General features: G+C 54.6%; 23 protein-coding genes. 11 read left to right on the top strand and 12 right to left on the bottom strand.

Features of this window, described 5'->3' with window-relative positions:
- Nucleotides 1-19 precede the first annotated feature (19 nt).
- From ACKQAD_RS02280 to ACKQAD_RS02290, 3 genes are all read left to right on the top strand, one after another.
- Nucleotides 20-691: an amino acid ABC transporter permease gene (locus ACKQAD_RS02280; RefSeq protein ID WP_010284942.1), complete on the top strand. Its 672-nt coding sequence runs from the start codon at nt 20-22 to the stop codon at nt 689-691.
- A gap of 9 nt (nt 692-700) precedes the next feature.
- Nucleotides 701-1,462, top strand: coding sequence for an amino acid ABC transporter ATP-binding protein (locus ACKQAD_RS02285; protein WP_409158650.1), 762 nt, complete (start codon nt 701-703; stop codon nt 1,460-1,462).
- A gap of 77 nt (nt 1,463-1,539) precedes the next feature.
- Nucleotides 1,540-2,697, top strand: a complete 1,158-nt coding sequence (locus ACKQAD_RS02290; RefSeq protein ID WP_409158651.1) for a M20 peptidase aminoacylase family protein — start codon at nt 1,540-1,542, stop codon at nt 2,695-2,697.
- A 60-nt stretch (nt 2,698-2,757) separates the two neighbouring features.
- Here ACKQAD_RS02290 and ACKQAD_RS02295 read toward each other — a convergent pair whose 3' ends face one another.
- The 7 genes from ACKQAD_RS02295 to ACKQAD_RS02325 form a co-directional block, all read right to left on the bottom strand.
- Nucleotides 2,758-3,519 carry an amino acid ABC transporter ATP-binding protein gene (locus tag ACKQAD_RS02295; protein WP_409158801.1) on the bottom strand — a complete coding sequence of 254 codons (762 nt, stop codon included), beginning with the start codon at nt 3,517-3,519 and terminating at the stop codon, nt 2,758-2,760.
- Nucleotides 3,520-3,630: 111 nt separating this feature from the next.
- Nucleotides 3,631-4,740 (bottom strand): amino acid ABC transporter permease, encoded by a 1,110-nt coding sequence (locus tag ACKQAD_RS02300; protein WP_409158652.1) that lies wholly within the window; start codon nt 4,738-4,740, stop codon nt 3,631-3,633.
- Between the two features lie 10 nt (nt 4,741-4,750).
- Nucleotides 4,751-5,974, bottom strand: coding sequence for an amino acid ABC transporter permease (locus ACKQAD_RS02305; RefSeq protein WP_409158653.1), 1,224 nt, complete (start codon nt 5,972-5,974; stop codon nt 4,751-4,753).
- Nucleotides 5,975-6,096: 122 nt separating this feature from the next.
- The gene (locus ACKQAD_RS02310) at nt 6,097-7,149 is read right to left on the bottom strand and encodes an amino acid ABC transporter substrate-binding protein (RefSeq protein ID WP_409158654.1); all 1,053 of its coding nucleotides are present in this window, start codon (nt 7,147-7,149) and stop codon (nt 6,097-6,099) included.
- A gap of 221 nt (nt 7,150-7,370) precedes the next feature.
- Nucleotides 7,371-8,132, bottom strand: a complete 762-nt coding sequence (locus tag ACKQAD_RS02315) for a sulfite exporter TauE/SafE family protein (protein ID WP_409158655.1) — start codon at nt 8,130-8,132, stop codon at nt 7,371-7,373.
- 75 nt (nt 8,133-8,207) lie between these two features.
- Complete coding sequence (locus ACKQAD_RS02320) at nt 8,208-9,533, bottom strand: MmgE/PrpD family protein (RefSeq protein ID WP_409158656.1); 1,326 nt, start codon at nt 9,531-9,533, stop codon at nt 8,208-8,210.
- A 93-nt stretch (nt 9,534-9,626) separates the two neighbouring features.
- Nucleotides 9,627-10,979, bottom strand: coding sequence for an MmgE/PrpD family protein (locus ACKQAD_RS02325; RefSeq protein WP_409158657.1), 1,353 nt, complete (start codon nt 10,977-10,979; stop codon nt 9,627-9,629).
- 338 nt (nt 10,980-11,317) lie between these two features.
- Between ACKQAD_RS02325 and ACKQAD_RS02330 the strand changes: the two genes are divergently transcribed.
- Entirely contained in the window at nt 11,318-11,968 is a 651-nt protein-coding gene (locus tag ACKQAD_RS02330; protein ID WP_409158658.1) for a GntR family transcriptional regulator, read from the top strand.
- A gap of 612 nt (nt 11,969-12,580) precedes the next feature.
- On the opposite strand, the gene hemY is transcribed toward ACKQAD_RS02330, so the two are convergent.
- The 4 genes from hemY to hemC are packed head-to-tail and all read right to left on the bottom strand — an operon-like array spanning nt 12,581 to nt 16,603.
- Entirely contained in the window at nt 12,581-13,774 is a 1,194-nt protein-coding gene (hemY, locus tag ACKQAD_RS02335; RefSeq protein ID WP_409158659.1) for a protoheme IX biogenesis protein HemY, read from the bottom strand.
- A gap of 2 nt (nt 13,775-13,776) precedes the next feature.
- Nucleotides 13,777-14,901 (bottom strand): uroporphyrinogen-III C-methyltransferase, encoded by a 1,125-nt coding sequence (gene hemX / locus ACKQAD_RS02340; RefSeq protein ID WP_409158660.1) that lies wholly within the window; start codon nt 14,899-14,901, stop codon nt 13,777-13,779.
- 23 nt (nt 14,902-14,924) lie between these two features.
- The gene (gene hemD / locus ACKQAD_RS02345) at nt 14,925-15,665 is read right to left on the bottom strand and encodes a uroporphyrinogen-III synthase (RefSeq protein WP_409158661.1); all 741 of its coding nucleotides are present in this window, start codon (nt 15,663-15,665) and stop codon (nt 14,925-14,927) included.
- Nucleotides 15,662-16,603: a hydroxymethylbilane synthase gene (gene hemC / locus ACKQAD_RS02350; RefSeq protein ID WP_409158662.1), complete on the bottom strand. Its 942-nt coding sequence runs from the start codon at nt 16,601-16,603 to the stop codon at nt 15,662-15,664. The genes hemD and hemC overlap by 4 nt, the downstream gene beginning before the upstream one ends.
- A 333-nt stretch (nt 16,604-16,936) precedes the next feature.
- On the opposite strand from hemC, the gene ACKQAD_RS02355 reads away from it, so the two are divergent.
- On the top strand, nt 16,937-19,492 hold the full coding sequence (locus ACKQAD_RS02355) for a class I adenylate cyclase (RefSeq protein WP_409158663.1): 2,556 nt from the start codon (nt 16,937-16,939) through the stop codon (nt 19,490-19,492).
- Between the two features lie 49 nt (nt 19,493-19,541).
- Nucleotides 19,542-19,790: a hypothetical protein gene (locus ACKQAD_RS02360; RefSeq protein WP_409158664.1), complete on the top strand. Its 249-nt coding sequence runs from the start codon at nt 19,542-19,544 to the stop codon at nt 19,788-19,790.
- Nucleotides 19,791-19,827: 37 nt separating this feature from the next.
- On the opposite strand, the gene cyaY is transcribed toward ACKQAD_RS02360, so the two are convergent.
- The gene (gene cyaY / locus ACKQAD_RS02365) at nt 19,828-20,148 is read right to left on the bottom strand and encodes an iron donor protein CyaY (RefSeq protein WP_409158665.1); all 321 of its coding nucleotides are present in this window, start codon (nt 20,146-20,148) and stop codon (nt 19,828-19,830) included.
- A 59-nt stretch (nt 20,149-20,207) separates the two neighbouring features.
- Between cyaY and lptM the strand changes: the two genes are divergently transcribed.
- From lptM to yigB, 5 genes are all read left to right on the top strand, one after another.
- Nucleotides 20,208-20,393, top strand: coding sequence for an LPS translocon maturation chaperone LptM (gene lptM, locus ACKQAD_RS02370; protein ID WP_409158666.1), 186 nt, complete (start codon nt 20,208-20,210; stop codon nt 20,391-20,393).
- Nucleotides 20,394-20,470: 77 nt separating this feature from the next.
- On the top strand, nt 20,471-21,295 hold the full coding sequence (dapF, locus tag ACKQAD_RS02375) for a diaminopimelate epimerase (RefSeq protein ID WP_409158667.1): 825 nt from the start codon (nt 20,471-20,473) through the stop codon (nt 21,293-21,295).
- Entirely contained in the window at nt 21,292-21,996 is a 705-nt protein-coding gene (locus ACKQAD_RS02380; RefSeq protein WP_409158668.1) for a DUF484 domain-containing protein, read from the top strand. The genes dapF and ACKQAD_RS02380 overlap by 4 nt, the downstream gene beginning before the upstream one ends.
- Entirely contained in the window at nt 21,993-22,928 is a 936-nt protein-coding gene (gene xerC, locus ACKQAD_RS02385; protein ID WP_409158669.1) for a tyrosine recombinase XerC, read from the top strand. Before ACKQAD_RS02380 ends, xerC begins: the two co-directional genes overlap by 4 nt.
- On the top strand, nt 22,928-23,644 hold the full coding sequence (gene yigB / locus ACKQAD_RS02390; protein ID WP_409158670.1) for a 5-amino-6-(5-phospho-D-ribitylamino)uracil phosphatase YigB: 717 nt from the start codon (nt 22,928-22,930) through the stop codon (nt 23,642-23,644). The genes xerC and yigB overlap by 1 nt, the downstream gene beginning before the upstream one ends.
- Nucleotides 23,645-23,652 lie beyond the last annotated feature (8 nt).

Here is a 23,652-nt window from a genome sequence, read left to right on the forward strand (position 1 = left end):
AGCATTAATGGTATTACTCATGAATATCGATCTTGCCTACCTGTTAAAGGTCTTTCCCCAGGTATTAATGTATTTGCCGACCACGCTGTTTCTTGCCGTGGTTTCGATGTTTTTTGCTATGGTTCTCGGCCTTATCCTCGCGTTAGTCCGTGAAAGCAAGATCGTCGTGGTCGTAAAAATCGTCGAACTGTATATCTCGCTGTTCCGCGGCATTCCGTCACTGGTTCAACTGTTTATCATCTACTTCGGCCTGCCGCAGCTGTTCCCTGGCTTATCCAATCTGGATGCCATGACGGCGGCGATTATCGGCTTTAGCCTGAAAACGTCCGCCTATATGGCAGAAATTTTCCGTGCGGGTCTGGCCTCCGTGGATTTCGGTCAGACGGAAGCGGGTCTATCTATTGGCATGAGTAAAGCGCAGGTCTATCGCCGCATCGTATTGCCTCAGGCCATGCTGAACGCGTTGCCAGCGACGGGGAACACGTTCATTTCCCTGATTAAAGATACCTCGGTGGCTTTTGCGCTGGGTGTCTCCGAACTGTTCGCGGAAGGCAAAATGATTGCCGCCGAATCTCTGCGTTTCTTTGAGACCTTCCTGGTTGTGGGTCTGATTTACTGGTTGGTGATTATTGTTTACTCCTGGCTGCAAAAGCAGTTGGAGAAGAAACTGAATCACTCGCTACAGCGATAAGGGGCTGACATGATCAGTGTAAAGAATCTTTCTAAACGCTTTGGCGATCAGGTGGTGTTGGACAACATCAGTTTGGATATCGCGAAAGGCGAAGTGGTCGCGATTATCGGTCCATCCGGTTCGGGTAAATCCACGCTGTTGCGCTGTCTGAATCTGCTGGAAACGCCAGAGTCGGGCACAATTCAAATTGGCGACCAAACGCTGGATACGCGTCGTTTCACCTCTAAAGAAGCCTACGCGCTGCGCCGCCAGACGGCGATGGTGTTCCAGAGCTATAACCTGTTTAAGAACAAGACGGCGCTGGAGAATGTAACGGAAGCGCTGATTGTCGTGAAAAAAATGCCGAAGAAGCAGGCGGATGAAATTGGTCTGGCGCTGCTGGAGCAAGTCGGTCTGCTGCCGCAGGCGGCGCAGTATCCGGTGACGTTATCCGGCGGGCAGCAGCAGCGCGTGAGTATTGCGCGTGCGCTGGCAGTGGATCCTAAGGCGATTTTGTTTGATGAACCGACCTCGGCGCTGGACCCGGAAAGGGTACACGAAGTGCTTCAGGTGATTCAGAAGCTGGCGAAGAACGACACCACGATGGTGATCGTTACCCATGAAATGCAGTTTGCGAAAGAAGTGGCTGACCGTGTAATCTTCATGGCGGACGGCCACATCGTTGAAGAAGGCCCGGCGGAGCAGGTCATTAGTTTTTCGGACAACCCGCAAACTCAGCGCTTCCTGCGTCAGTTGACCAAGCTGCCTGAGCCGCTTGAGTACGATATTTAACGCATACGTAGATACACCTGCACGCCTGAACAAGGCAGCTCTGTGAGACAAGGCACGATAATGTGGAGCAAGTATTCATGAGAACAGCACCTCAGCACGAGCCGTTGGCTCAGTTTATTCAGGCGTTTCGCCACGATTTACACCGCAATCCTGAACTGTCGAATCAGGAGTTCGAGACCACGAAGAAGATTCGGGCGGTATTGGAAAAAGAGGGGATTCGTATCCTCGATCTGCCGCTGAAAACCGGTCTGGTTGCGGAAGTGGGCGGCCTTCAGGATGGTCCACTGGTCGTGGTGCGTTCTGACATCGACGCCCTGCCGATTGAAGAAGAGTCTGGCGTAGAATTCACCTCGCTTAATAAAGGCGTGATGCACGCCTGCGGCCATGATTTTCACTCCTCAGCGGCGCTGGGCGCGGCGATTCTGCTGAAGAAAATCGAGCCGGAGCTGAAAGGCACGGTGCGAATTTTATTCCAGGCTGCCGAAGAAACTGGGCTGGGCGCGCCGGAAGTCATTGCGGTCGGTGCGTTGGACAATGCGGTAGCGATTTTCGGTATCCACAACGATCCGACGCTGCCTGTTGGCGTCATCGGTGGGAAAGATGGCGCGTTGACGGCGGGTGTTGACCGCTTTGAGATCAAAATTGCGGCGAAAGGCTGTCACGCTGCGAAGCCGCATGAAGGCAACGATCCGATTATCATTCTGGGTCAGTTGATATCTGCCGTACAGACCATCATTAGCCGCACGGTGTCTTCTGACAACAACGCGGTGGTGTCGATTACTCAGGTCCATAGCGGCAGCACCTGGAACGTTATCCCGGATACTGCCTACGTTGAAGGCACGGTCAGAACGTTCAATCAGGACGCGCGTGATTTGATTGAACAGCGTTTCCGTCAGATCGTGGCGGGTATCGCCAGCACCTTTGGCGCGGAAATCGAGTTCCTGTGGCACGCAGGGCCGCCGTCGGTGGTCAATACGCCGGAGTGGGTCGAGTTTGCGCTGAATGTGGCGAGTGACGAAGGGTTTGAAGCTCGCCGCGTGGAAGCCAGCCCGATTGGTGAAGATTTTGCGTTCTATCAGCAGAAACTGCCGGGTACGTTCATGATGGTCGGCTCCGGCGGACCGTATGCGCTGCACCACCCGAAATTCCGCGTTGACGATCGCGCGCTGTTCCCGACCGCGCACTATCTGTATCAGATGGCGAAGCAAAGTCTTGAACAGCTCTCCTCCCGCTAAGATCTCCTGATTTTGTTAATGTATCCGCGTCGGTTTTCCGGCGCGGATATTTTTTGCCTCTTAATGGCTCAGGATCTGATCCAAAAACTGGCGCGTGCGCGGATGTGATGGCGTGTTGAAGAACGCCTGCGGCGGGGCGGACTCAACGATGCTGCCGTCTGCCATCAGAATCACCTTGTCCGCGACCGTCTTGGCAAACCCCATCTCATGGGTGACGACGATCATCGTCATACCCGATTCAGCCAAATCGAGCATCACATCCAGCACCTCTTTAATCATCTCTGGATCCAGTGCAGAAGTGGGCTCGTCGAACAGCATGATTTCCGGCTGCATACACAGCGCCCGGGCAATGGCCACGCGCTGCTGCTGGCCGCCAGAGAGCTGGAGCGGGAATTTATGCGCCTGATTGGCAATATGCACCTTTTCCAGATAGTACATCGCTAAATCAATGGCTTCCTGCTTCTTACGCTGTTTGACCAACGTCGGGCCAATCGTCAGGTTATCCAGTACGCTCAGGTGGGGAAACAGGTTGAACTGCTGGAACAGCATACCGATGCCGGCGCGCACGCGATTGATGTTCTTGATGTTGTCATTGACCTCAATACCCTTCACGCGGATGTGTCCGTCGTGGTGTTCTTCCAGTCGATTAATGCAGCGGATGAGCGTGGATTTGCCGGAGCCGGAAGGGCCGCAAATCACTACACGCTCGCCTTTCTCCACGTTCAGCGTCACGTTATTCAGCGCCTGAAACGCACCGTACCATTTGCTGACGGCGTCGATCTCAATAATGACGTCGTTGTTTGTAACGATACTGTTTGTAATTGCATTGTCTGTAACTACATTATTTGTAGCTACATTATTTGTAGCTATAGTGTCTGCAGCTAAGCTCATGATAACAAAGCTCCTGTCGGTGTTTTCATCAACGGCTATCGCTTAACCGTGATACGTTTCTGGGTTACGGCTGGCATCAATGCGTTTTTCCACCCACAGCGCGTAGCGTGAGAGCAAGAAGCCAAACAGCAGGTAGATAGCCGAGATGAAAAGGTACGTTTCAATGTAATAGCGCCGCCATAGCGGATCCTGCATCACTGAACTGGTGGCGGTGAGGATGTCGAACAGCCCGATAATGATGACGAACGAGGTGTTCTTCATGGCGGCGATAATATGGTTGGTCATGGCGGGCAGGCAGATGCGCAGCGCCTGCGGTAGGACGATTTTGCTTGTCGTGTGCCAATAGCTGAGGTTGAGCGCCATCGCCGCTTCGTATTGCCCGCGTGGAACGGACTGTAAACCACCGCGAATCACCTCGGCCTGATAACAGGCGAAAAACAGCGCGATACCGATGATGATGCGCAGTAGCTTGTTGATTTCCATGCCAGCGGGCAGGAATAGCGGGAAAACGTTAACGGCGACAAACAGAATCGTGATGAGCGGCACGCCGCGCAGGCTTTCGATAAAAATAACCGACAGGCCGCGCAGAAAGGGCAACGGCGATCGCCGCCCCAGCGCCAGCAGAACCGAAACCGGCATCCCGATGACGACGGTGCCGCTAAACAGCAGAATCGTCAGCGGTAGTCCGCCCCATTCGCTGGAAGGTACATAAGATAATCCCAACACGCCGCCGGACATCAGGATGGCGATGCCGACGATAGCGACGATCCACAGCGGTAAGAGGATGCGTGAATGCCAGAAGCGCGGCATCAGCGACAGGCCGAGAGCCAGAAACCAGATTCCCATCGCCAGCACCAGACGCCAGTGTTCATCGTAAGGATAGAGGCCAAACAGAATAGGCCGATGTTTTTCCACGATCACCGCCCAGCAGGCGCTGGCGGCGGCACGACAGATTTCCGGGTCAGCGGTGTACCACACGGCATTAATAATCCCCCAGTGCAGCAACGTATTGCCGACATTCCACATCAGCACCGCCAGTAGCAGGGTGAGCGCGGTTTGCGGCACGCTGCTGAACAGATGACGGCGCAGCCACAGCAGCGGCGTACGCAGGCGGCTGGGAACGGTGGAGAGTGACAGGGGCGGAAATAACATACGGTGCTCCTCAGCGCTCTTTGATGGCGACGATGCGGTTAAACAGGTTCATCAACAGCGATGTCACGATGCTGACCGTCAGGTAAACCACCATCATGATGGCAATCACTTCGAGTGCCTGACCGGTCTGATTCATCAGCGTGTTACTGATGTTCGCCAGCTCTGGGTAACCCACCACGACCGCGATCGAGCTGTTTTTTGACAGGCTGACATACTGACTGGTCAGCGGCGGAACGATGACGCGCATGGCCTGTGGAATGATGATGTGGCGCATCATGTGCCACGGCGAAAAGGACAGCGCACGTGCCGCTTCCAGTTGACCTTTGGGGATAGACTGAATCCCCGCACGCACGATTTCTGCAATAAACGCAGAGGAATAGAGCGCAATGCCGAGCAGCAGGGCGGTAAATTCAGGGCTGACGGTAAAACCGCCGCGAAAGTTAAAGCCGCGTAGGATTGGGCGGTCAAGTTCCGCTGGTGCGCCGGAAAGCCACCAGACCAGCAGCGGTAACCCGATGAGCGCAGCCAGCGTCAGGCGACCTGTCGGCAGCACGCGTCCTCGACTTTCCCGAACATCGCGTGCGACGCGATTCAGGATCAGGCTAATCAGTACCGCGATAAGCAGGGCGACTCCGGTCCACAGCCAGCCGTGGTGTGCGGCAGGAACGGCAAAAGACAGGCCGCGATTGGTCAGAAAGCCCAGGTTGCCCAGTTCGATAGCATCCCGTGGCGAAGGTAGGTTACGGATCACCACCGACCAGAAAATCACCTGCAAGATCACCGGAATATTGCGCATTAGCTCGATGTAGCCTCCGGCGAGCCGTGCCAGTAGCCAGTTGCGGGAGACGCGGGCGATGCCGAGGGAAAAACCCAGCAGTGTGGCGAGCACGATGCCACATAGCGTGACGTACAGGGTATTGAGTAAACCAACACCAAGCGCACGCAGATAACTGTCGCGTGGCGTAAACGCGATGCGCTTTTCACCAATTTCAAACTGTGCTGCGTGGTCGAGGAAGCCAAAGCCTGTCGCAATATTCTGCGAACGCAGGTTCTCGACCACATTGGCGTACAGCCAATAGCTGAAAGCGACAATCAGGAGGCCGAGCAGGCACTGATAAATCCAGGCGCGTAGCGCTTTGCTGTCAAACGCGTTCAACAGACGGCGCGAATAAGATAGCGTTCCTGGCCACAGCGGTGCAGAGACTGACGACAGCGTCTTGTTTGGTGATTTCATTACCGGCGGTCTTTTCTTGTGGTCATTACCGAGTGGAACACGCCCCCGATGACAGCGATGCGTGAATGCGGTGTTATGGCGTCAGCCGACGATTTCCGCGCTGACGCCAGTAGCGTGGTGACTTAACGAATAGGCAAGCCGTAGAGCAGTCCGCCTTTCGTCCAGAGATTATTCAGGTCGCGCTCCAGCGGGGCCGGGGTGTCTGGCCCGAAATGACGGTTATAAATATCGCCGTAATTCCCTACCTGCTTAATCAGGTTGTAAGCCCACTGATTATTCAGCCCCAGTTTCTGACCATAATCACCGGTGACCCCAAGCAGCGCCTGTTCATCCGGATCTGTTGATTTGAGTTTGCTGTCCACGTTCTTTTGGCCAATGTCCATCTCTTCCGCGTTGAACGTGGCGTACACCACCCATTTCACAATGTCGTACCACTGATCGTCACCCTGACGAACCGCCATCGCCAGCGGCTCTTTGGAATAAATCCCCGGCAGAATCACGTGATCAGCAGGTTTTTCTGCATCAAAGGTACGCACACCGGGCAACGCCACTTTGTCACGGGCAATGACGTCGCAGCGCCCTGACAGATAGGCCGCGACATATTCTTTGTTGTTCTCAATAACTACTGGGGTGTAATGCAGGTTGCGCGACGCGAAAATCTGCGCGACGTTGCGCTCGGTGCTGCTGCCCGGTGTGATGCAGACGGTCGCGCCATCCAGATCTTCCACTTTCTTCACATTGGCGCTGGCTCGCACCATAAAGCCTGTACCGGTATAGAAGGTTGGCGGGGCGAAGTTCAGCCCCAGCGACGTATCGCGCGACAAATCAGCGGTAATGTTGCGTGACAGCACGTCTACTTCACCAGACTGAATTGCCGGGAAACGTTGCGCGGTAGACAGAGCGGCAAAACGCACTTTGCTCGCATCGCCAAAAATAGCGGCGGCTACTGCGCGGCAATAATCGACGTCCAGCCCAGTCCACTGTCCTTTGCTATCAATCGCGGAAAAGCCGTGGCGCGCCGGGTGCACGCCGCAAACCAGTTCACCGCGTGCTTTGATCTTTTTGAGCGTTTCGCCATTTCCAGCATCAGCGGCATTGGCGTGGGCGACGGGCAGCAGAAGACCCGCTAAAGTCAGCGCTGTGGCGGTCGTCAATGAGAGTAGTTTTCTCAGCATAAGTATCCTCAGAATGATCGGTGTTGTTTTAACATCTTGTAATTAATTGTTTTTATTGTGATGCGTTCTTTTGTATACAAATGTTCTCAGTGTTGCCTTCAAATGGCAAATAGCATATTTCTCTATCTAAAGCTGAATAGTAGATATAGCTATCGTGGGGAGGATTTGAAGGGAAAGGAGAGCCGTGCCTTGCGCTGTCGACAAGGCACAGAGTGGAAGAATTAGTGAGCGAGCAGGCCTTGTACGCCTTGCCAAATCAGCTGGGCGCTGAGAATCAACATGGTGAGGCGAAAGGTGGTACGAAAGAGCTTTTCGGGCAGATTATCCAGCAGGCGTGTGCCCAACCAGGTGCCCAATACGCCGCTGATAATCATCGCTGCCAGCATCGGCAGCCAGTCGTGATAGGCAAACCCCATCATTCCGAATGCCAATATCTTCAGGCCGTGTTGTAGCACCATGCAGAATGCATGAGTGGCGATAAGCGGCTGTTTGGTCATCCCCTGAGAGCTGATAAGTCCAGCAACCATTGGGCCTGTTGCGCCGACGATCATGGTGCCGAGGCTGGTGAGCGCGCCGCCCAGAATGAAGAACAGTCGGTTAATTGGTTTTGGCGCGGTGCGTTTACGAAAAACGGACCACAAAATGAAAAGAGCCAGCGCGATTTTTGCCACATTGTCCGGGATCCACACCGCAACAGGCGCACCCATGGCGATGCCAATAACGCTACCGATAAAAAACCACAGCGCCAGCGGCCAAACGATATAGAGACGCTGGATCAGGCTACGGCTCAGGTTGGAGCCAAGCTGTACGATACCGTGAACAGGAAGCAGGCTACTGACCGGCATACCCAGCCCCATGATGGCAAGCAAGGTGACGCCGCCGCCCAAACCCAACGCCGCCGTTAGCGCCGATGTCAGGAAACTGCAAAAAATCAGGATACCGGCAAAGAGCGGTGAGATATCGGGTGGAACAAGATCTAGCATGGTGGAACCCATCGCGTGGTAGAACAAATGATAATGCCTGATGCGATCGAAACGTATCAAGCATCCTTCCTGCGGTTAACGATAATTGTCATGTAGCAGACGTTGGTAGAGTGCCAGCGCCTCAGTGCGTGGCAAAGCCTGACTGGCGCAGTCGATAAATTTTTCCACGATCAGGTTATCAGGCAGCGGGTTATCCGCGCTGGAACCCCGTGCACCCGCTACGCGACGATGGTAGGCGTGGCCGTCGCGGGTCACTAACGTGACGTGTGCTGTATGCGTGGTGCTTTCGTCATGGCAGATCAGCTCAACGCGTGCCATCAGCGACTGTGTGGTCGGGTCATGCAGCGCCGCATCGTCAATAAAATCATCCAGCGTCAGCTTCCCTTGCACCCAGGCGCGGGCAATGCAGTAATGCAGGCTGAATTTCCCTGCCAGCGGTGTCTCCGGTGCGGGAATGTTGATATGCGGGAAACGGATGGGGTGGATGGCAATCTGAATACGTTCCAGCGACGCGGGAGACAGCCCGGTTTCCTCGCGCAGCGCCAGTAGCCCGTCCAACGGTGCCAGAATGGCGTAGCAGCAGGGGAAATATTTAAAGTTATTCCCTTTTATGGGATCCAGAATATGAGACGACGCGGACCAAGGCTCGGTTAACGGCGTAGTCTCGACGTTTTCGGCGGCACGATTATAGACGTTGAAATAGCCGTGGTGATGTTCAAATGCGGTGTCCCCCGCGCTGTATCCCTGACGCGCTAATAATACCGCCATGACGGCACTGCGGTTAGCATGACCGACCGCCAGCGATTTCGTCTGGCTGCCAAAGTTGGACTTTATGCCAGAGGCCAGCGATGCGGTCATTGCAAAAGCCGTGGCGGTTTCTTCTTCACTAAGCTTCAACAGCACTGCGCAGGCGGCGACACCCGCGAAAATGCCGACGGACGTTGTCGGGTGCCAGCCGTTACGATATTGAAAAGGGCTGACGGCTTTGCCCATGCGTACCGCCGTTTCATAGCCGCACAGGTAGGCGTGTAGGATCGCTTCGCCATCAGCTTCCTGCTCGTCGGCCAATGCCAGCAGTGCGGGAAGCACGGCAACGGAAATATGCCCATGCAGCCAGGAGTTGGAATCGTCGAAGTCGAGCAAATGCGCGGATGTGCCGTTTAATAACGCTGCGTCCAGCGCGTTCAGTGAGAGGTCGGTGCCGAAAATGCGGCTCTTTCCCACGGCGGCGGAGGGAACGATCACCGCCCTGAGTTTGTGCGCCCCATCCTGAATTCCCCCTGCGAGCGTGACGCCCAGCGTGTCAATGAGGGCGGTACGGGCGTGTGCCAATACGTCGGCAGGAAACGTCTGGCGAGAGAACTCCAGCAGATTATGGGCAAGCTGGCGGGCAATGGTCATGAAAGTATCCTGTCGTTATCGTGAAATGTTTTATGCCACATTGTTTTATGTCGAGTTATTTATGCCGAATTGCTTATGTCTAACGACAACGTATTAGCCCGCCAGCAGTTCAGTGAGCGTCGCGAGCGCACCCGGCTGCTCAAAGTGGAAAGCCGCCTGATAGAGTCGATTGCTACGGGCTTCCCCTAATACGGGGAGGGTTAGCGCGTCAAACTTGGCGCGCAGCTCTGTGTCGGTCAGCGGGTTTTGCGGGTGGCCGCGATAAACCTCGGTTTCCGCATGCAAGATTTCGCCGTCTTCCAGTTCGATATCGATAAACGCAGAGCTGGCTGGTTGCCCCTCGACAGTGTCAAGCTGTAGGTGCGACAGCAGCTGGCGTGGTGCCGGATCGTCAACGGTCTGCTGCGTAAAGTCTGTATCGGTGAGGCGGTAGCCGCTCAGCGCCAACGCAATACAGTGTGGAATGCTGAATTTGCTCTCCAGTGGGGTTTGCGGGTTGGCGATTCCCGCGTTCACCATGCCCATCGGGTGGACTTTGGCATGAATGCGGGTGATTGCGCGGCCTTCTAACTGTGGATAGAGCTTAAGCGCGGTTTCAATTGACGCGTGGGTTCCCCGACAACTGGCATACAGCTTGTAGCCATTGCCCAGCAGTTCCCAGCTATCGCCAAAATCGAGCGGTGGGATAACGGCGCTGCCGTCCTGCACGAACGTTTTCACCCAGCCATCGGTTTCATAAAAATGGTGGGCGGCAATAAAGCCCTCGTCAGCCAATTCTGCTGCTGTGATGCCGTCCATTGCCGCTTTGCCTGCATGAAACGGCTTACCGTGCGTACCGGATGATTTCTGCAATCCTCCCATCATGGTGGCGGCAGCGCCCAGCGCATTGGCAATGGCATTGGGTTGCAGGTGCAGGATAGACGCAGCGACGGCAGCCGCCCCCGCGCGCCCGACAATTGACGTCGGATGAAAGCCCCGACGTTGCAGGCTGCGTCCCACGCCGGGCACCCAGCCGCCTCCGAGCCGGGCCATGACTTCAAATCCGGTGATGAACGCGATAAGCGTTGTGCGCTCGTCCGCTCCATAGTGCTGTGCCATTGCCAGTGCGGTAGACCAGCAAGGGCCGCTGGGGTGCCCCGCGCCAGCCGGATGCGTATCATCATAATCAGCCGCGTGAGAAAGCGTGCCGTTGATCAGCGCGGCCAGCGCTGGTGTGGTTTGCGCACCGAGAATGACTTGCGCAGTGCCTCGTGCCTGCCAGCGTTGTGCCACGCGTTGAACCGCGCTGGCGGCGTCATCGCCTACTGCGCCAATGGCGACGCCCAGATAGTCAATGAGCGCTCGCTTGGCTTCGTGCCAGACGGCATCGGGAATCGCCATCGTCGGCGCGGTGTGAATGAACTGGGTGAGCGCATCGCCGCGAGGAAACGTCGGGGTGGCAGACATCGTAAGAGCTCCTTAAACGAAAACGCGATGATATTGTCAGGACAGCCGAACGGTTCTGGAATTCACGTTTTGTCTTGTTGAATGCATTTGTATACAGTGTGTGGTGAAAAGCATATGCAATCGCCCATTCAGTGACAAAGACGCTTTTTCGCTAAGCTAAGTACAAAATATGCGATGCGATATCTTGCTAAAGGCAGGGCGTCGGGCAAACTTGAATTTTTCTCAATGCATGACGATCCGTAGTGCAGCATGAATGTGCGAACCACCACGAAAGGTGAGGTGTTTTGCCCGTCTGCACGTGGCCTTATTCTGACCGTCACACGATATATCAAGGGACTATGAATTTAACACTTAACGACAAAGCGCTGGCGCTCTCGCCGTTCGAGATACTGATTAACGCGATCGAGAAAGGTGAGTTACTGCCCGGTGAACGTTTACAGGAAACGCGGCTGGCGAAGCAGTTCGGACTAAGTCGCACGCCGATTCGTGAGGCGCTGCACCGCCTTGAAGCGTTGGGACTGGTGGAGCCGGGCCCACAGCGTGGACTGATGATCGCGCAGATCAGCTATGAGCGGCTACGTCAGCTTTTCGCCGTGCGTGAAGGGTTAGAACGGCTGGCGATGGAGCTTGCTGTAGCTTCTGCTTCGGCAGAAGAACTGGAATTGTTGCAGGATATGGTTGATGTGGAGAAGACGCTCACTGATAGCAGGCAACTGCACGATCATAACCGGCTTTTTCATCGACAGATTTATCGGGCGACCCATAATCCGTATTTGAACGAGATGCTGGAAAACCTGCGTATTCATCTGTCGCTACTGCGCGGAACCACCTATGAATCGGCGGAACGTACCGAAGAAGCGCGGCGTGAACATCAGGCCATTGTGGAAGCGCTGGTGCGGCGTGATAAGAACGCGGCACAAGAGGCTGCTTGCCAGCATATTCGTAACGGCTATCGTGCCCGACTAAGCATGTTAAATCAGCAGCTTTGATAGGACTGTCGGAAAAACACGACACTTGGGGGGATCTGCTGTCGCAAAAGAGAGACATTCAATCCATTGATTAATAATAGTTAATATTTTTCTTGATAAATCCGTCTCTGAATAGCGACATTTTTTGTGAGACCGGTCTCGTTTTCATCGCCCATTACACGTTTGCTTTTCTTCGAGTGAGGAAATGAAAATAGTATTTATTATTAGCGGGTTATCATGAATTCATAGGGCGATGGTAATAAAATTATGTATATTGGCATAATTTGTGCTTAAATATATGTGTAGATGCTCATTCCACCTTCTATGTTTGCTTCGGCTTCATAATCCTGGGAATGACGCAGAGCCAATTTGAGGTGCCTATCGTCCAACTCCAGATGAAGATGCAAATCTCCATCGGGCTTTCCGGACATAACGTTGAGTGAGGCACCATTCTGTTGTCTGACAGACCTGATATTTTCAACGCTTACCGTTTATCGGTAAGCGTTTTTTTTCGTCTGATGGAAATGTTCGGTAGCCGTGTCTGCGTCGGGTTAGATGAAACAGTCTATAAAAAACAATCCATAAAAGAGAAAGGCTCCAAAAAGGAGCCTTATGCAAGGGATGGCGTAGCGATCAGTCGACAGGTTGCTGTAACGTGAGCAGTAGTCCTTCGCGCCGCATTTGCGCGGCTTCATCCGGCAGACGCAACCGATCGAGAGCGTCGGCGCGCCAGGCATAATCATAAGCGTCTGGGCGGAGTTCCAGTGCAGTGCGGAAGGCATCGCTGGCCTGCTGCCACTCACCGTGTTTCATCAGCAATTGACCTAACGTGCTGTTCAACAGCGGCGTTGCTCCCTGCTGCTTGATGTACTGGTGAAGCATTTTTTCCAACTGCTCTGGATTTCCGGCTTTGAGGCGGGGCATCAACAGGATCAAGCGCTCATCATATTGACGTTTAAGGCCGTCGAGAATGATTTTCTGAGCGGTATCATGATCGTCACACTCGATCAAATGCTCAGCCATCGCGACCTGAAGCGGGATCTCGTGGCGTACTTTGCGGCTCTGATTACTCCACCACGATTTCAGCCCTTCGCTGCCGCCATCTGCCATCGCCTGATTCATCAGGCCGATATAGGCCTGTTGTTGCAGATCCAGCCAACGCGCTTCAGGAAACAGATTGATCTTGCGCATCGCAGGCAGAATATCTAGCAGTGCGCTATAGGCGTGGGTTCGCAGAAAAGCCTGTTCCGCTAAACGCAGCACCTCTGGATGACGGGGCGCAACTTCCAGCAGTTTGTCCACGCCGTGCCGCGCGGCATGATCTTCATTACGCGCGAGCTGAATGCGCACGCGCGTAATGTCTACCGGGAGCTGATCGGTATCCGCAATCTCCGCTGCACGTTCCAGGTATTGCTTGGTACGGAATTCGTCACCGCGCTGTTGGGCGGCTTCGGCAGCCAACAAATAGTTCACTACGGGCTGCTCGGCATGATCGGCATTGCGAGTCAGCAGCTTCTCTACCTGTAAATAATCCCCTTCGGCCAGCTTGAGAAGCGCGGCTTTGGTTTGCTTTCTGGCGCGAGTGCGTTTGCGGCCGAGGAACCAGCCACGCGTGCGGGCGCCGGTACGAAAGATCCGGCGGAGCACCCATTCCACCGCCAGAAAGGCGAGGAAAAACAGCACCAGCATGATGACCAGACCGGTCACACTGGTTTGAATATCATAGTTATCCGTTTGGATCAGGACATAGCCCTGATGGCCTGCGATCATTGGGCCGACGACAACGCCCGCGATCAGGATCAGGAACAGCAATAAGACTTTTAGCATGTTCATTCCCCCTGCTGCATGGCTGGCGCCTGAGCCAGCAGGTTACGAACGCGCGTTTGCATCAGTTTTTCCAACAGCGGCTGACTTTGTAGCTCCGTGGGCACATCCAGTGAAACTGACTGCTGGCTTAAGGCATCGAGCTGATCCAAAAAGGCCTGCGTTGTGGGATCGGTGGTATCGAAGTAGGCGCGAACCCAGGTTGCGGCCGTTTCCAGAGACTGTTTGTACACTTCATTCTGGTGACGAGGAATGGCCTGGGCGGCAACCAGCAGACGTGAACGGATGTTTTCGCGCAGGTACACGTCCTGATTCGGTGCCAGCAGCGGTTCGGCTGCACTGTCGCGGCGACGAATGGTGATAAAATCCGCCATGAAATTATGCCAGCTCTTGCTGAGATTTTGTCGCCATTCGCTCAAGGAGGCCGACAGCTCAGTGCTGTTGGCGTCCATCGGCGCTTCATCGGTGTTGTTATCGGCGAGCTGCAAGTTGTCTAACTGGTCGGTGAGCTGGTTCACTTTCAGGATGATACCGTCGAAATCCACCTGACTCACGCCTGCCAGTGCGCCGATGTCGCTGGTCAGTGCGTGGCGGATTTCAATCAGGCTGGGATCGTTCATTTCCGCCAGACTCGCGTCCGCGCTTTTCAGCAACGCGCCTGCGGTGGTGACGTCTTTGTCGCTCCACAGCTTACGTCCTGCCAGTTTCACCAGAAAATCGGCCTGAGCGATCAGCCAGGTATTAGTGTCATGGCTGGAAAGTGCCGCCAGCTTATCGCGCAGTTCATCTGACTGACGCGTTAGCGCCTCAAGACGCTGTGCGGCCGAGTCCTGCACTTTGCTTTGCTGCTGCTGAGCGTCCTGCCACTGCTGTTGCTCTTGCTTGTGTTGCTGCTGCAAGGCGTTTAACTGTGCTTCCAGACGTTGAAGCGTAGCGGTTTCCCGCTGCGCCTGCTGGTGGCCGTGGTAATACAGCCCCGCGCCTATCGCCAGCGCAATGACAATCGCGATTGCCCCCAGCACGGCACCACTGCGTTTGGGTTGCGGTGCGGGATCCTGTTGCTGATGCGCGGGTTCAACCCGTTCAGCAACCTCGTCGGATGGAGCTGTGGGGGTATTGTGTTCCGTCATAATGGTACATCCCATGATCAGGTTTATTGTAGTGCGCGCACAAGCGCATCGTTATCGGCGTTATCGGCGACCCGGATGTCGTGCCAGCCAAGCTGACGGGCTTGTTCTGCCAGTCGTTCGCTGACGACGATCAACTGGCAGCCGAGTAACCATGAAGCCCGATAGTAATCAGGTACTAAAGTATAGATCCGTTGTAGCATTTCTCCGCTAGTGATCACCAGTTTGTCGATGCCTATTTGTTGCCAGTGGCGGCTTTGCTCTGGCCCATCATAATGAACGTCTCTGCGCTGATAACATTCACAGTAGGTCACCTGTGCGCCGCGTTCGGTTAGCGTTTCTCTCAGCAGTTCTCTGCCGCCGTTGCCGCGCAGCAATAGCGCGCGTTTGCCGGAAACATTTTGCAGGTCAGGCAGTTGCAGGAGTGTTTCGCTGGTTTCGCGTTCAGGAGGATAAGTTACCGGGTGGGCGCTGGTTTTATGCAGCGCCAGCGCCGTGGTGCGGCCAATCGCATAATAAGCGAGATGGGTGGGCCAACTGATGCCCTCTCGTGCCAGCATCGGATCGGCGTAATGAATCGCGTGTTGTGAGAGTGCGAACACCAGGTCGTCGGCGCGCAGTGCCTGTAACAAGGCTGGCAGGCGGGCGAGTTCTCGTCCAGGAGAAAATTCGATCAGCGGGCTGTGCCAGGCGTGATAGCCAAGCTTCCTTAAACGGGTCACCAGTTGTTCGCCAGTTGGTGACGGACGGGTAACCAGAATCGTCATGATGAGCTCGATTTGTGATAAACGGCCTGAAGGATAGCGCTGGCTCCTTTGGCGAGCAGATCTTCAGCCAGCGCAATACCGATTTTTTCGGCGTCGGAGACGCTGCCTCTACGTTCACCGACGATCATGTGGCTTCCGTCCGGAGCGCCAACCAGCGCTCGCAGCCACAGCGTATCGCCTTCCAGTTCGGCATAGCTGCCAATCGGCACCTGACAGCCACCTTCAAGGCGCACATTCATGGCACGTTCAGCCAGGACGCGGGCAGCGGTAGCCGGGTGATTGAGTGGGTCAAGGAGTTGGCGAGTACGCTCGTCATTTAAACGGCATTCGATACCTATCGCGCCTTGTCCGACGGCGGGCAAAGATTCTTCCGGGCTCAACGCACAGCGGATGCGTGCTTCAAGGCCGAGGCGTTTCAGGCCGGCGACGGCAAGAATAATGGCGTCATAGTCGCCGCTATCCAGTTTTGACAGACGTGTTCCGACGTTGCCGCGTAAATCACGAATCACCAGATCGGGACGTCGGGCGCGCAGTTGACACTGGCGGCGCAGGCTGGAAGTGCCGACGCAACTGCCTTCCGGTAACTGTTCGAGGCTATCGTAGTGGTTGGAAACAAACGCGTCACGCGGGTCGTCGCGTTCGCAAATCGTGGTCAGGCCGAGGCCATCAGGGAATTCGACAGGCACATCTTTCATGGAGTGGACGGCAATATCGGCGCGCCCTTCAAGCAGCGCCAATTCCAGCTCTTTAACAAACAATCCCTTACCGCCGACCTTAGCCAGTGGCGTATCCAGGATGATGTCGCCGCGGGTTACCATTGGCACCAGTTCTACGGGTAAATCCGGGTAGAGGTGATTCAGACTCTGCTGAACATATCGTGCTTGCCACAGGGCTAGTGGGCTTTGTCGGGTGGCAATTCTAATAATATTGGCTAACATGCTTGATACCGTTTTTATCATTTTCCGCCATCGTATCATTGATGGTGCGTTGGTGTCAGGTTGTGGGCATGAGCGGCGCGCCTTTTAAAACGGTCTGAAATTCGGGTGCCGCACATAGAGATAGAAGACCGTGCTGATGCAGTTGGGTAGAGAAATGCGTAATAAGGCAAGATAGATAAGTCTAACTTTCTTTACTTTCTTTACGCCCATTCAGCAAGGTGTTAAATTGATCACGTTTCTAGCAATAATTCGCTAAACATTCTTCTAATTTCATCATGGCGGATTTGGAACACGGGGTTTTTCTAGGCACTGGGATAAATCAGGCGAAACGTCTTGTACTTCTACATCGAGACTTTGAAGCAAAGACTGGATGCGATCAACCAACTGCGTGTTGACCGTGCTCTGGGAGCAATGAGGCCCGCTTTTCAGCAGGTTTACAGTCTTCTGCCCATTTTATTACATCATCATCACCCGTTGATGCCCGGCTACCTTGAAGGCAAGGTGCCTCACGGTATCTGCACTCACACGCCCGATGAAAAACAACAACAGTATCTTGATAGCCTTGCGCTGCGTTGGGGTCAGTTTGAGGCTTCTCATCCGCAGGGCGAACTGCCGATCACGGGCATTTATTCCATGGGAAGTACCTCATCTATCGGGCAGAGTTGTAGCTCCGATCTCGATATCTGGGTGTGCCACCAATCCTGGCTGGATAGCGAAGAGCGCCAGCTTCTACAGAAGAAGTGTTCGCTGCTGGAGCAGTGGGCCGCAGCGCAGGGCGCAGAGGTCAGTTTCTTCCTGATGGATGAAAGCCGCTTCCGCCACAATGAAAGCGGTAGCCTGAGCGGTGAAGACTGCGGCACCACGCAGCATATCTTGTTACTCGACGAATTCTACCGTACCGCTGTGCGTATGGCGGGCAAACGCATTCTGTGGAACATGGTGCCGGTCGAAGAAGAATCTCACTACGACGAATATGTGCTGTCGCTGTACTCACAGGGCGCGCTGGCACCTAACGAGTGGATGGATTTAGGCGGCTTAAGTACGCTATCGGCGGAAGAATACTTCGGCGCGAGCCTCTGGCAGCTCTATAAAAGTATCGATTCTCCTTATAAAGCCGTATTGAAAACGCTGCTGCTGGAAGCCTATTCCTGGGAATATCCAGATACCAGCCTGCTGTCGACCGAAATTAAAAAACGCTTGCATGATGGTGAGATCGTCTCGTTCGGCCTTGATCCTTACTGCATGATGCTGGATCGCGTGACGCACTACCTGACGGCGATCAACGATCCCACACGTCTCGATCTGGCGCGTCGATGTTTCTACTTAAAAGTCTGTGAAAAGCTCTCCAGAGAAAAAGCCTGCGTTGGCTGGCGTCGCCAGATTCTGAGCCAACTGGTGCAAGAATGGAGATGGAGCGACGAACATCTGGCCATGCTGGATAACCGCGCTAACTGGAAAATCGAACAGGTACGTGAAGCGCATAATGAACTGCTGGACGCGATGATGCAGACCTATCGCAATCTGATCCGCTTCGCCCGCCGTAATAATCTGAGCGTCAGCGCCAGCCCGCAGGATATCGGTGTGTTGACCCGTAAACTGTATGCAGCATTTGAAGCGCTGCCGGGCAAAGTCACGCTACTGAACCCACAAATTTCGCCCGATTTGTCGGAGCCGAATTTAACCTTTATCTATGTTCCGCCGGGTCGTGCGAACCGCTCTGGCTGGTACCTGTACAATCAGGCACCGTCAATGGATGCGATCATCAGCCATCAGCCGCTGGAATATAACCGCTATCTGAACAAGCTAGTGGCGTGGGCCTATTTTAATGGCCTGCTGACGCCGAGCACGCGCCTGTACATTAAAGGCAACGAGCTGTGCGATATCACGCGCCTGCAAGCGCTGGTAGACGATGTGTCCAGCCACTTCCCGCTGCGCTTGCCTGCGCCAACGCCGAAGGCGCTGTACAGCCCGTGTGAAATTCGCCATCTGGCGATTATCGTCAATCTGGAACACGACCCTACCGCAGCTTTCCGCAATCAGGTCGTGCATTTCGATTTCCGCCATTTGGATGTGTTCAGCTTCGGCCAGCAGCAGCAGTGTCTGGTTGGCAGTATCGATCTACTGTATCGCAACTCGTGGAATGAAGTGCGTACACTGCATTTCAGCGGCGAGCAAGCGGTGCTGGAAGCGCTGAAAACCATTTTGGGCAAAATGCATCAGGATGCGGCGCTGCCGGAATCGCTGGAAGTGTTCTGCTACAGCCAGCACCTGCGTGGGTTGATTCGTACTCGTGTGCAGCAATTAGTATCCGAGTGCATTGAACTGCGCTTGTCCAGTACGCGTCAGGAGCCGGGTCGCTTCAAAGCGGTGAAAGTCGCGGGTCAAACCTGGGGGCTGTTCTTTGAGCGGCTGAGCGTGTCGGTGCAGAGGCTGGAAAATGCGGTCGAGTTTTATGGCGCCATTTCCAACAACAAACTGCAAGGTCAGACGGTTCAGGTTGAAACCAACCATGTCCATTTACCGCCGGTGGTCGATGGCGTCGCCAGCGAAGGGATCATCCAGTTCTTCTTCGAAGATCTGACTGAAAATCAGGGTTTTAATATCTATATTCTGGATGAATCGAATCGCGTTGAGGTCTATCACCACTGTGAAGGCAGTAAAGAAGAACTGGTGCGCGATGTCAGCCGCTTCTATTCGTCGTCGCACGATCGCTTTACTTATGGTTCCAGTTTTATCAATTTCAACCTGCCGCAGTTCTACCAAATCGTGCAGTTGGACGGCCGCACGCAGGTGATCCCGTTCCGCAGCAGCGCACTTTCTCATCTGTGTATTACACCCGTGCTGGATGATAAGGTGATGACAACGAAGCAGCGGCTACAGATTTTATAACCATTCTATCTATACTCGGCTTTCAGCGTATTCAGAAAAGGATGCATTGATGGATTCGTTGCAACGCCGAAATCTGATACTGCTGGCGCTCGGGCAAGGGCTGACCGGCAGCATTATTTCCCTGATGACGCTGTGTTCTACGCTGGTTGGCGTATCAATGACGTCTGTCCCGCTGCTGACCTCGCTATCTGCCGGGAGCCTGATGGCGCTGACCAGCGGCTGGCCGCTGGTGAATATGATGGGTATCGGCATGCTGTTGTTGCTGGTGCTGGCTCTGGTATTATCAGGGCGACGCTGAGGTACAGCGTGCCGTGATACGATTGAAAACGTGGTCGTCACTCGAAGCGAACGGCTTCTCCGGCCTGAGCCGAACAGGCTGATGACAGCAGCGTGATAAAATCCTCACCGCTGCGATCGCATATCCAGCGTGTTTCCTGATGGTTGAAGTGGTAACCGCCAACCTTGGTTGCCAGCCAGATTTGGTGCAGCGGTTCCTGCCGATTAATCACGATTTTGCTGCCGTTCTCAAAACTCAACGTCATCACGCCACCGTTGGTTTCGTAATCAATGTCGGCATCCCCCTCAAACCGATCAAGCGTTTCTTCCAACTGAAGCATGAGTTCGTCGGCTAATTGGTGGAACTCGCTATCGTTCATTTTCGATTCCTATTGATTTTCATGATCCACCTGCGATTATAGAGAGCATACGAGTATGAATGACAGGTCTTAACGTGATGAAGAACGTATTTCGCCAGCTTTTTCTGGTGTTAGCAGTAGTGAGTTTATTCGGTTGTGGCCTGAAAGGTCCGCTGTATATGCCTGCCGATGGCAAATCCGGTGCGTCAACGACTCAGCAAAACGAGAGCCAACCGCCGCAAAAGAAAGCGTCAATGCATCCTTAATGTGTGACGACAACAATAGATAATCGGTCACGTAGAGGTTTATCGCGCCCGGTTAAATCAGCGGGGGAGTCAGGACAATGCAGTTCGCTAAGATGCACGGATTAGGCAACGATTTCATGGTTGTTGATGCCGTTACGCAAAACGTTTATTTTTCACCCGAATTGATTCGCCGTTTGGCGAATCGGCACTGTGGTGTCGGGTTTGACCAACTGCTGGTCGTTGAACCGCCTTACGATCCTGAATTGGATTTTCATTACCGTATTTTTAACGCGGATGGCAGTGAAGTGGCACAGTGCGGAAACGGTGCGCGCTGCTTTGCGCGTTTTGTTCGCCTGAAAGGGCTGACCAACAAGCGTGATATCGCCGTCAGTACGCAGACGGGTCGGATGGTGCTGTCTGTGACGGATGATGATCTGGTGCGCGTCAATATGGGCGAACCCAATTTCGAGCCGCAACAGGTGCCGTTTCGCGCGGTCAAAGCAGAAAAAACCTACATCATGCGTGCCGACGAGCACACGGTGCTGTGCGGCGTGGTGTCGATGGGTAACCCGCACTGTGTGATTCAGGTTGAGGATGTGGACACGGCGCAGGTGGAAACGCTGGGGCCGCTGCTGGAAAGTCACGAGCGTTTTCCCGCGCGTGCCAACATTGGTTTTATGCAGGTTGTCGATAGCCACACGGTCCGTCTGCGGGTATACGAGCGCGGTGCGGGAGAAACGCAGGCATGTGGTAGCGGCGCGTGTGCCGCCGTGGCGGTAGGGATCCAGCAGGGGTTATTGTCCGCGAACGTTCGCGTATCTCTGCCGGGCGGGGATTTGGATATTCAGTGGGATGGGCCGGGACATCCGTTATTCATGACCGGGCCTGCAACGCATGTCTACGATGGATTTATTCATTTATGAAGAATGTCGAGGAACAGGCAGAGCGCGAGATCGCACTCAGTGACGAGATGGTTTTGCAGTTCCTGCAACAGAATCCCGATTTTTTTATCCGTAATGCGCGTCCTGTCGAGCAGATGCGCATTCCTCACCCCGTTCGGGGAACCGTGTCGCTGGTGGAATGGCAACTGGCGCGTCAGCGTAACCACATTACTCAGCTTGAGGAAGAAATTACGCTGCTTATGGAACAGGCAGGGGCGAACGAAACGTTGTTCAATCGCCTGCTTGGATTACAAACTGAATTGGCATCGGCGGATAGCCTGACGGACATGCTGGATCGGTTGCAGCGCTGGGCGCGCCAGCTTGGTCTGGCGGGGGCGACGGTTCGTCTGTTCAGCGATAAATGGCGTATTGGCGCGCCATCCGGTTTTACCCACCTTGGGCTAAATCGCACCACATTTGAGCCGTTGCGCATTCAGCGTTTCGGACAAAGCAACCATTATCTTGGCAGTCTGAACGGGCCGGAACTGTTGCTCCTGCTGCCACAGGCTAGGCAGATTGGGTCAGTTGCGCTGTCGCTGATGGGCAATAACCACGATTTGGGCGTGCTGATTTTCAGCAGCCGTGACAGTCATCATTATCAGGATGGCATGGGAACCGTACTGCTCCAGCAAATGGCCATGATGCTGCCGGCGATGCTGGCGCGCTGGGTTGAGCGGGTATGAGCCGACAGCCCGTGTCACCGGAGGTGCCTTCCTCTTCCCCTTTACACGCCGATGTTGAGGCTTTCCTGCGTTATCTGAAAGTAGAACGTCAGCTAAGTCCGCTGACGCAGACCAGCTATTTGCGTCAACTGTCAGCGGTTATCACCATTCTCTCTGCGGCGGGTGTGACTGACTGGCGTAAGCTGGATGCCGCTGGCGTGCGTTCCGTGGTGTCCCGCAGTAAGCGCGATGGCCTGCATTCAGGGAGCTTGGCGTTGCGTCTGTCGGCGTTACGTAGCTTTCTCGACTGGATGGTATCACGCGGCGCACTGGCGGCGAACCCGGCGAAAGGGGTATCCACGCCTCGAGCCGGACGGCCGTTGCCAAAGAATATGGATGTGGATGAAATGGACCGGCTGCTGGAGATCGATCCAGACGATCCCCTTGCCGTGCGCGACCGCACGATGCTCGAAGTGATGTACGGTGCGGGGCTGCGTTTGGCGGAAATGGTCGGTATGGACTGTCAGCATATCGATCTGGCCAGCGGTGAAATCTGGGTGATGGGGAAAGGCAGTAAAGAGCGCAAATTGCCGATAGGAAAAATGGCGGTAACCTGGCTGGAACGCTGGCTGGCGCTGCGTGAACTGTTTGGCCCACAGGATGATGCCGTGTTCATTTCCAATCAGGGACGACGCATTTCGATGCGTAACGTACAGAAGCGTTTTGCCGAATGGGGCGTTAAGCAGGGCGTCAATAGCCATGTCCATCCGCATAAGCTGCGTCACTCCTTTGCGACGCACATGCTGGAATCCAGCGGTGATTTACGGGCGGTGCAAGAACTGCTTGGCCACGCCAACTTGTCTACAACACAGATTTATACCCATCTTGATTTTCAACATTTAGCCTCCGTGTACGATGCTGCGCATCCACGCGCCAAACGAGGGAAACCCTGATGCATTTTTACCGATCTCTTGGCCCGATCCGTGCGATCACGTTCGATCTGGATGACACGCTCTACGACAATGCAGAAGTCATCCGGCGCACAGGGCAAGAGTCAATCCGCTTTCTGCAACAGTACCATCCTGCACTTTGTGATTTTCAGGCGGATGATTTTCAGAATTTACGCCAGACCTTGCTTGAGCGCGAGCCAGACATTTATCACGACGTCACTGAGTGGCGTCGCCGTGCGGCTGAACTGGCCATGTTAGAACGTGGACTGAGTGCCGCAGAAGCTAAGGATGGCGCAAACGCGGCAATGGAAAACTTTGCCTACTGGCGCAGCCAGATTACGATTACCGAAGAGACCCACCAGACGTTGGCGGCGTTAGCCGAGAAAGTGCCGCTGGCCGCCATCACCAATGGTAACGCTGAGCCGCATCGCTTTGGTCTCGATCGCTATTTTTCGTTCATCCTGCGTGCGGGCCCACACGGTCGCGCCAAACCGTTTGATGACATGTACCATCTGGCAGCGGAAAAGCTCAATCTGCCTTTGCATGCGATCCTGCACGTGGGTGACGATCTTACGACCGATGTCGCGGGGTCGATCCGCTGCGGTATGCAGGCCTGCTGGATTAACCTGCGTGAAGGTAGCCTGACGCAGATTGCGGATGCCCGGCTGCTGCCGCATATTGAAATTTCGCGGTTGGCATCGTTGTCGGCATTGCTATAATCACCGCA

The organism is Pectobacterium artocarpous (assembly GCF_046159765.1).
Lineage (GTDB): Bacteria > Pseudomonadota > Gammaproteobacteria > Enterobacterales > Enterobacteriaceae > Pectobacterium.

Coding starts and splice junctions, on each gene's coding strand:
- lptM (WP_409158666.1), top strand. CDS start 20,208: ATGACAGGTCTTAACGTGATGAAGAACGTATTTCGCCAGCTTTTTCTG.
- ACKQAD_RS02310 (WP_409158654.1), bottom strand. CDS start 7,149: ATGCTGAGAAAACTACTCTCATTGACGACCGCCACAGCGCTGACTTTA.
- ACKQAD_RS02380 (WP_409158668.1), top strand. CDS start 21,292: ATGAAGAATGTCGAGGAACAGGCAGAGCGCGAGATCGCACTCAGTGAC.
- ACKQAD_RS02325 (WP_409158657.1), bottom strand. CDS start 10,979: ATGTCTGCCACCCCGACGTTTCCTCGCGGCGATGCGCTCACCCAGTTC.
- hemX (WP_409158660.1), bottom strand. CDS start 14,901: ATGACGGAACACAATACCCCCACAGCTCCATCCGACGAGGTTGCTGAA.
- ACKQAD_RS02300 (WP_409158652.1), bottom strand. CDS start 4,740: ATGTTATTTCCGCCCCTGTCACTCTCCACCGTTCCCAGCCGCCTGCGT.
- ACKQAD_RS02280 (WP_010284942.1), top strand. CDS start 20: ATGAATATCGATCTTGCCTACCTGTTAAAGGTCTTTCCCCAGGTATTA.
- ACKQAD_RS02285 (WP_409158650.1), top strand. CDS start 701: ATGATCAGTGTAAAGAATCTTTCTAAACGCTTTGGCGATCAGGTGGTG.
- hemD (WP_409158661.1), bottom strand. CDS start 15,665: ATGACGATTCTGGTTACCCGTCCGTCACCAACTGGCGAACAACTGGTG.
- dapF (WP_409158667.1), top strand. CDS start 20,471: ATGCAGTTCGCTAAGATGCACGGATTAGGCAACGATTTCATGGTTGTT.
- yigB (WP_409158670.1), top strand. CDS start 22,928: ATGCATTTTTACCGATCTCTTGGCCCGATCCGTGCGATCACGTTCGAT.
- xerC (WP_409158669.1), top strand. CDS start 21,993: ATGAGCCGACAGCCCGTGTCACCGGAGGTGCCTTCCTCTTCCCCTTTA.
- ACKQAD_RS02360 (WP_409158664.1), top strand. CDS start 19,542: ATGGATTCGTTGCAACGCCGAAATCTGATACTGCTGGCGCTCGGGCAA.
- ACKQAD_RS02315 (WP_409158655.1), bottom strand. CDS start 8,132: ATGCTAGATCTTGTTCCACCCGATATCTCACCGCTCTTTGCCGGTATC.
- cyaY (WP_409158665.1), bottom strand. CDS start 20,148: ATGAACGATAGCGAGTTCCACCAATTAGCCGACGAACTCATGCTTCAG.
- ACKQAD_RS02305 (WP_409158653.1), bottom strand. CDS start 5,974: ATGAAATCACCAAACAAGACGCTGTCGTCAGTCTCTGCACCGCTGTGG.
- ACKQAD_RS02290 (WP_409158651.1), top strand. CDS start 1,540: ATGAGAACAGCACCTCAGCACGAGCCGTTGGCTCAGTTTATTCAGGCG.
- ACKQAD_RS02320 (WP_409158656.1), bottom strand. CDS start 9,533: ATGACCATTGCCCGCCAGCTTGCCCATAATCTGCTGGAGTTCTCTCGC.
- hemY (WP_409158659.1), bottom strand. CDS start 13,774: ATGCTAAAAGTCTTATTGCTGTTCCTGATCCTGATCGCGGGCGTTGTC.
- ACKQAD_RS02330 (WP_409158658.1), top strand. CDS start 11,318: ATGAATTTAACACTTAACGACAAAGCGCTGGCGCTCTCGCCGTTCGAG.
- hemC (WP_409158662.1), bottom strand. CDS start 16,603: ATGTTAGCCAATATTATTAGAATTGCCACCCGACAAAGCCCACTAGCC.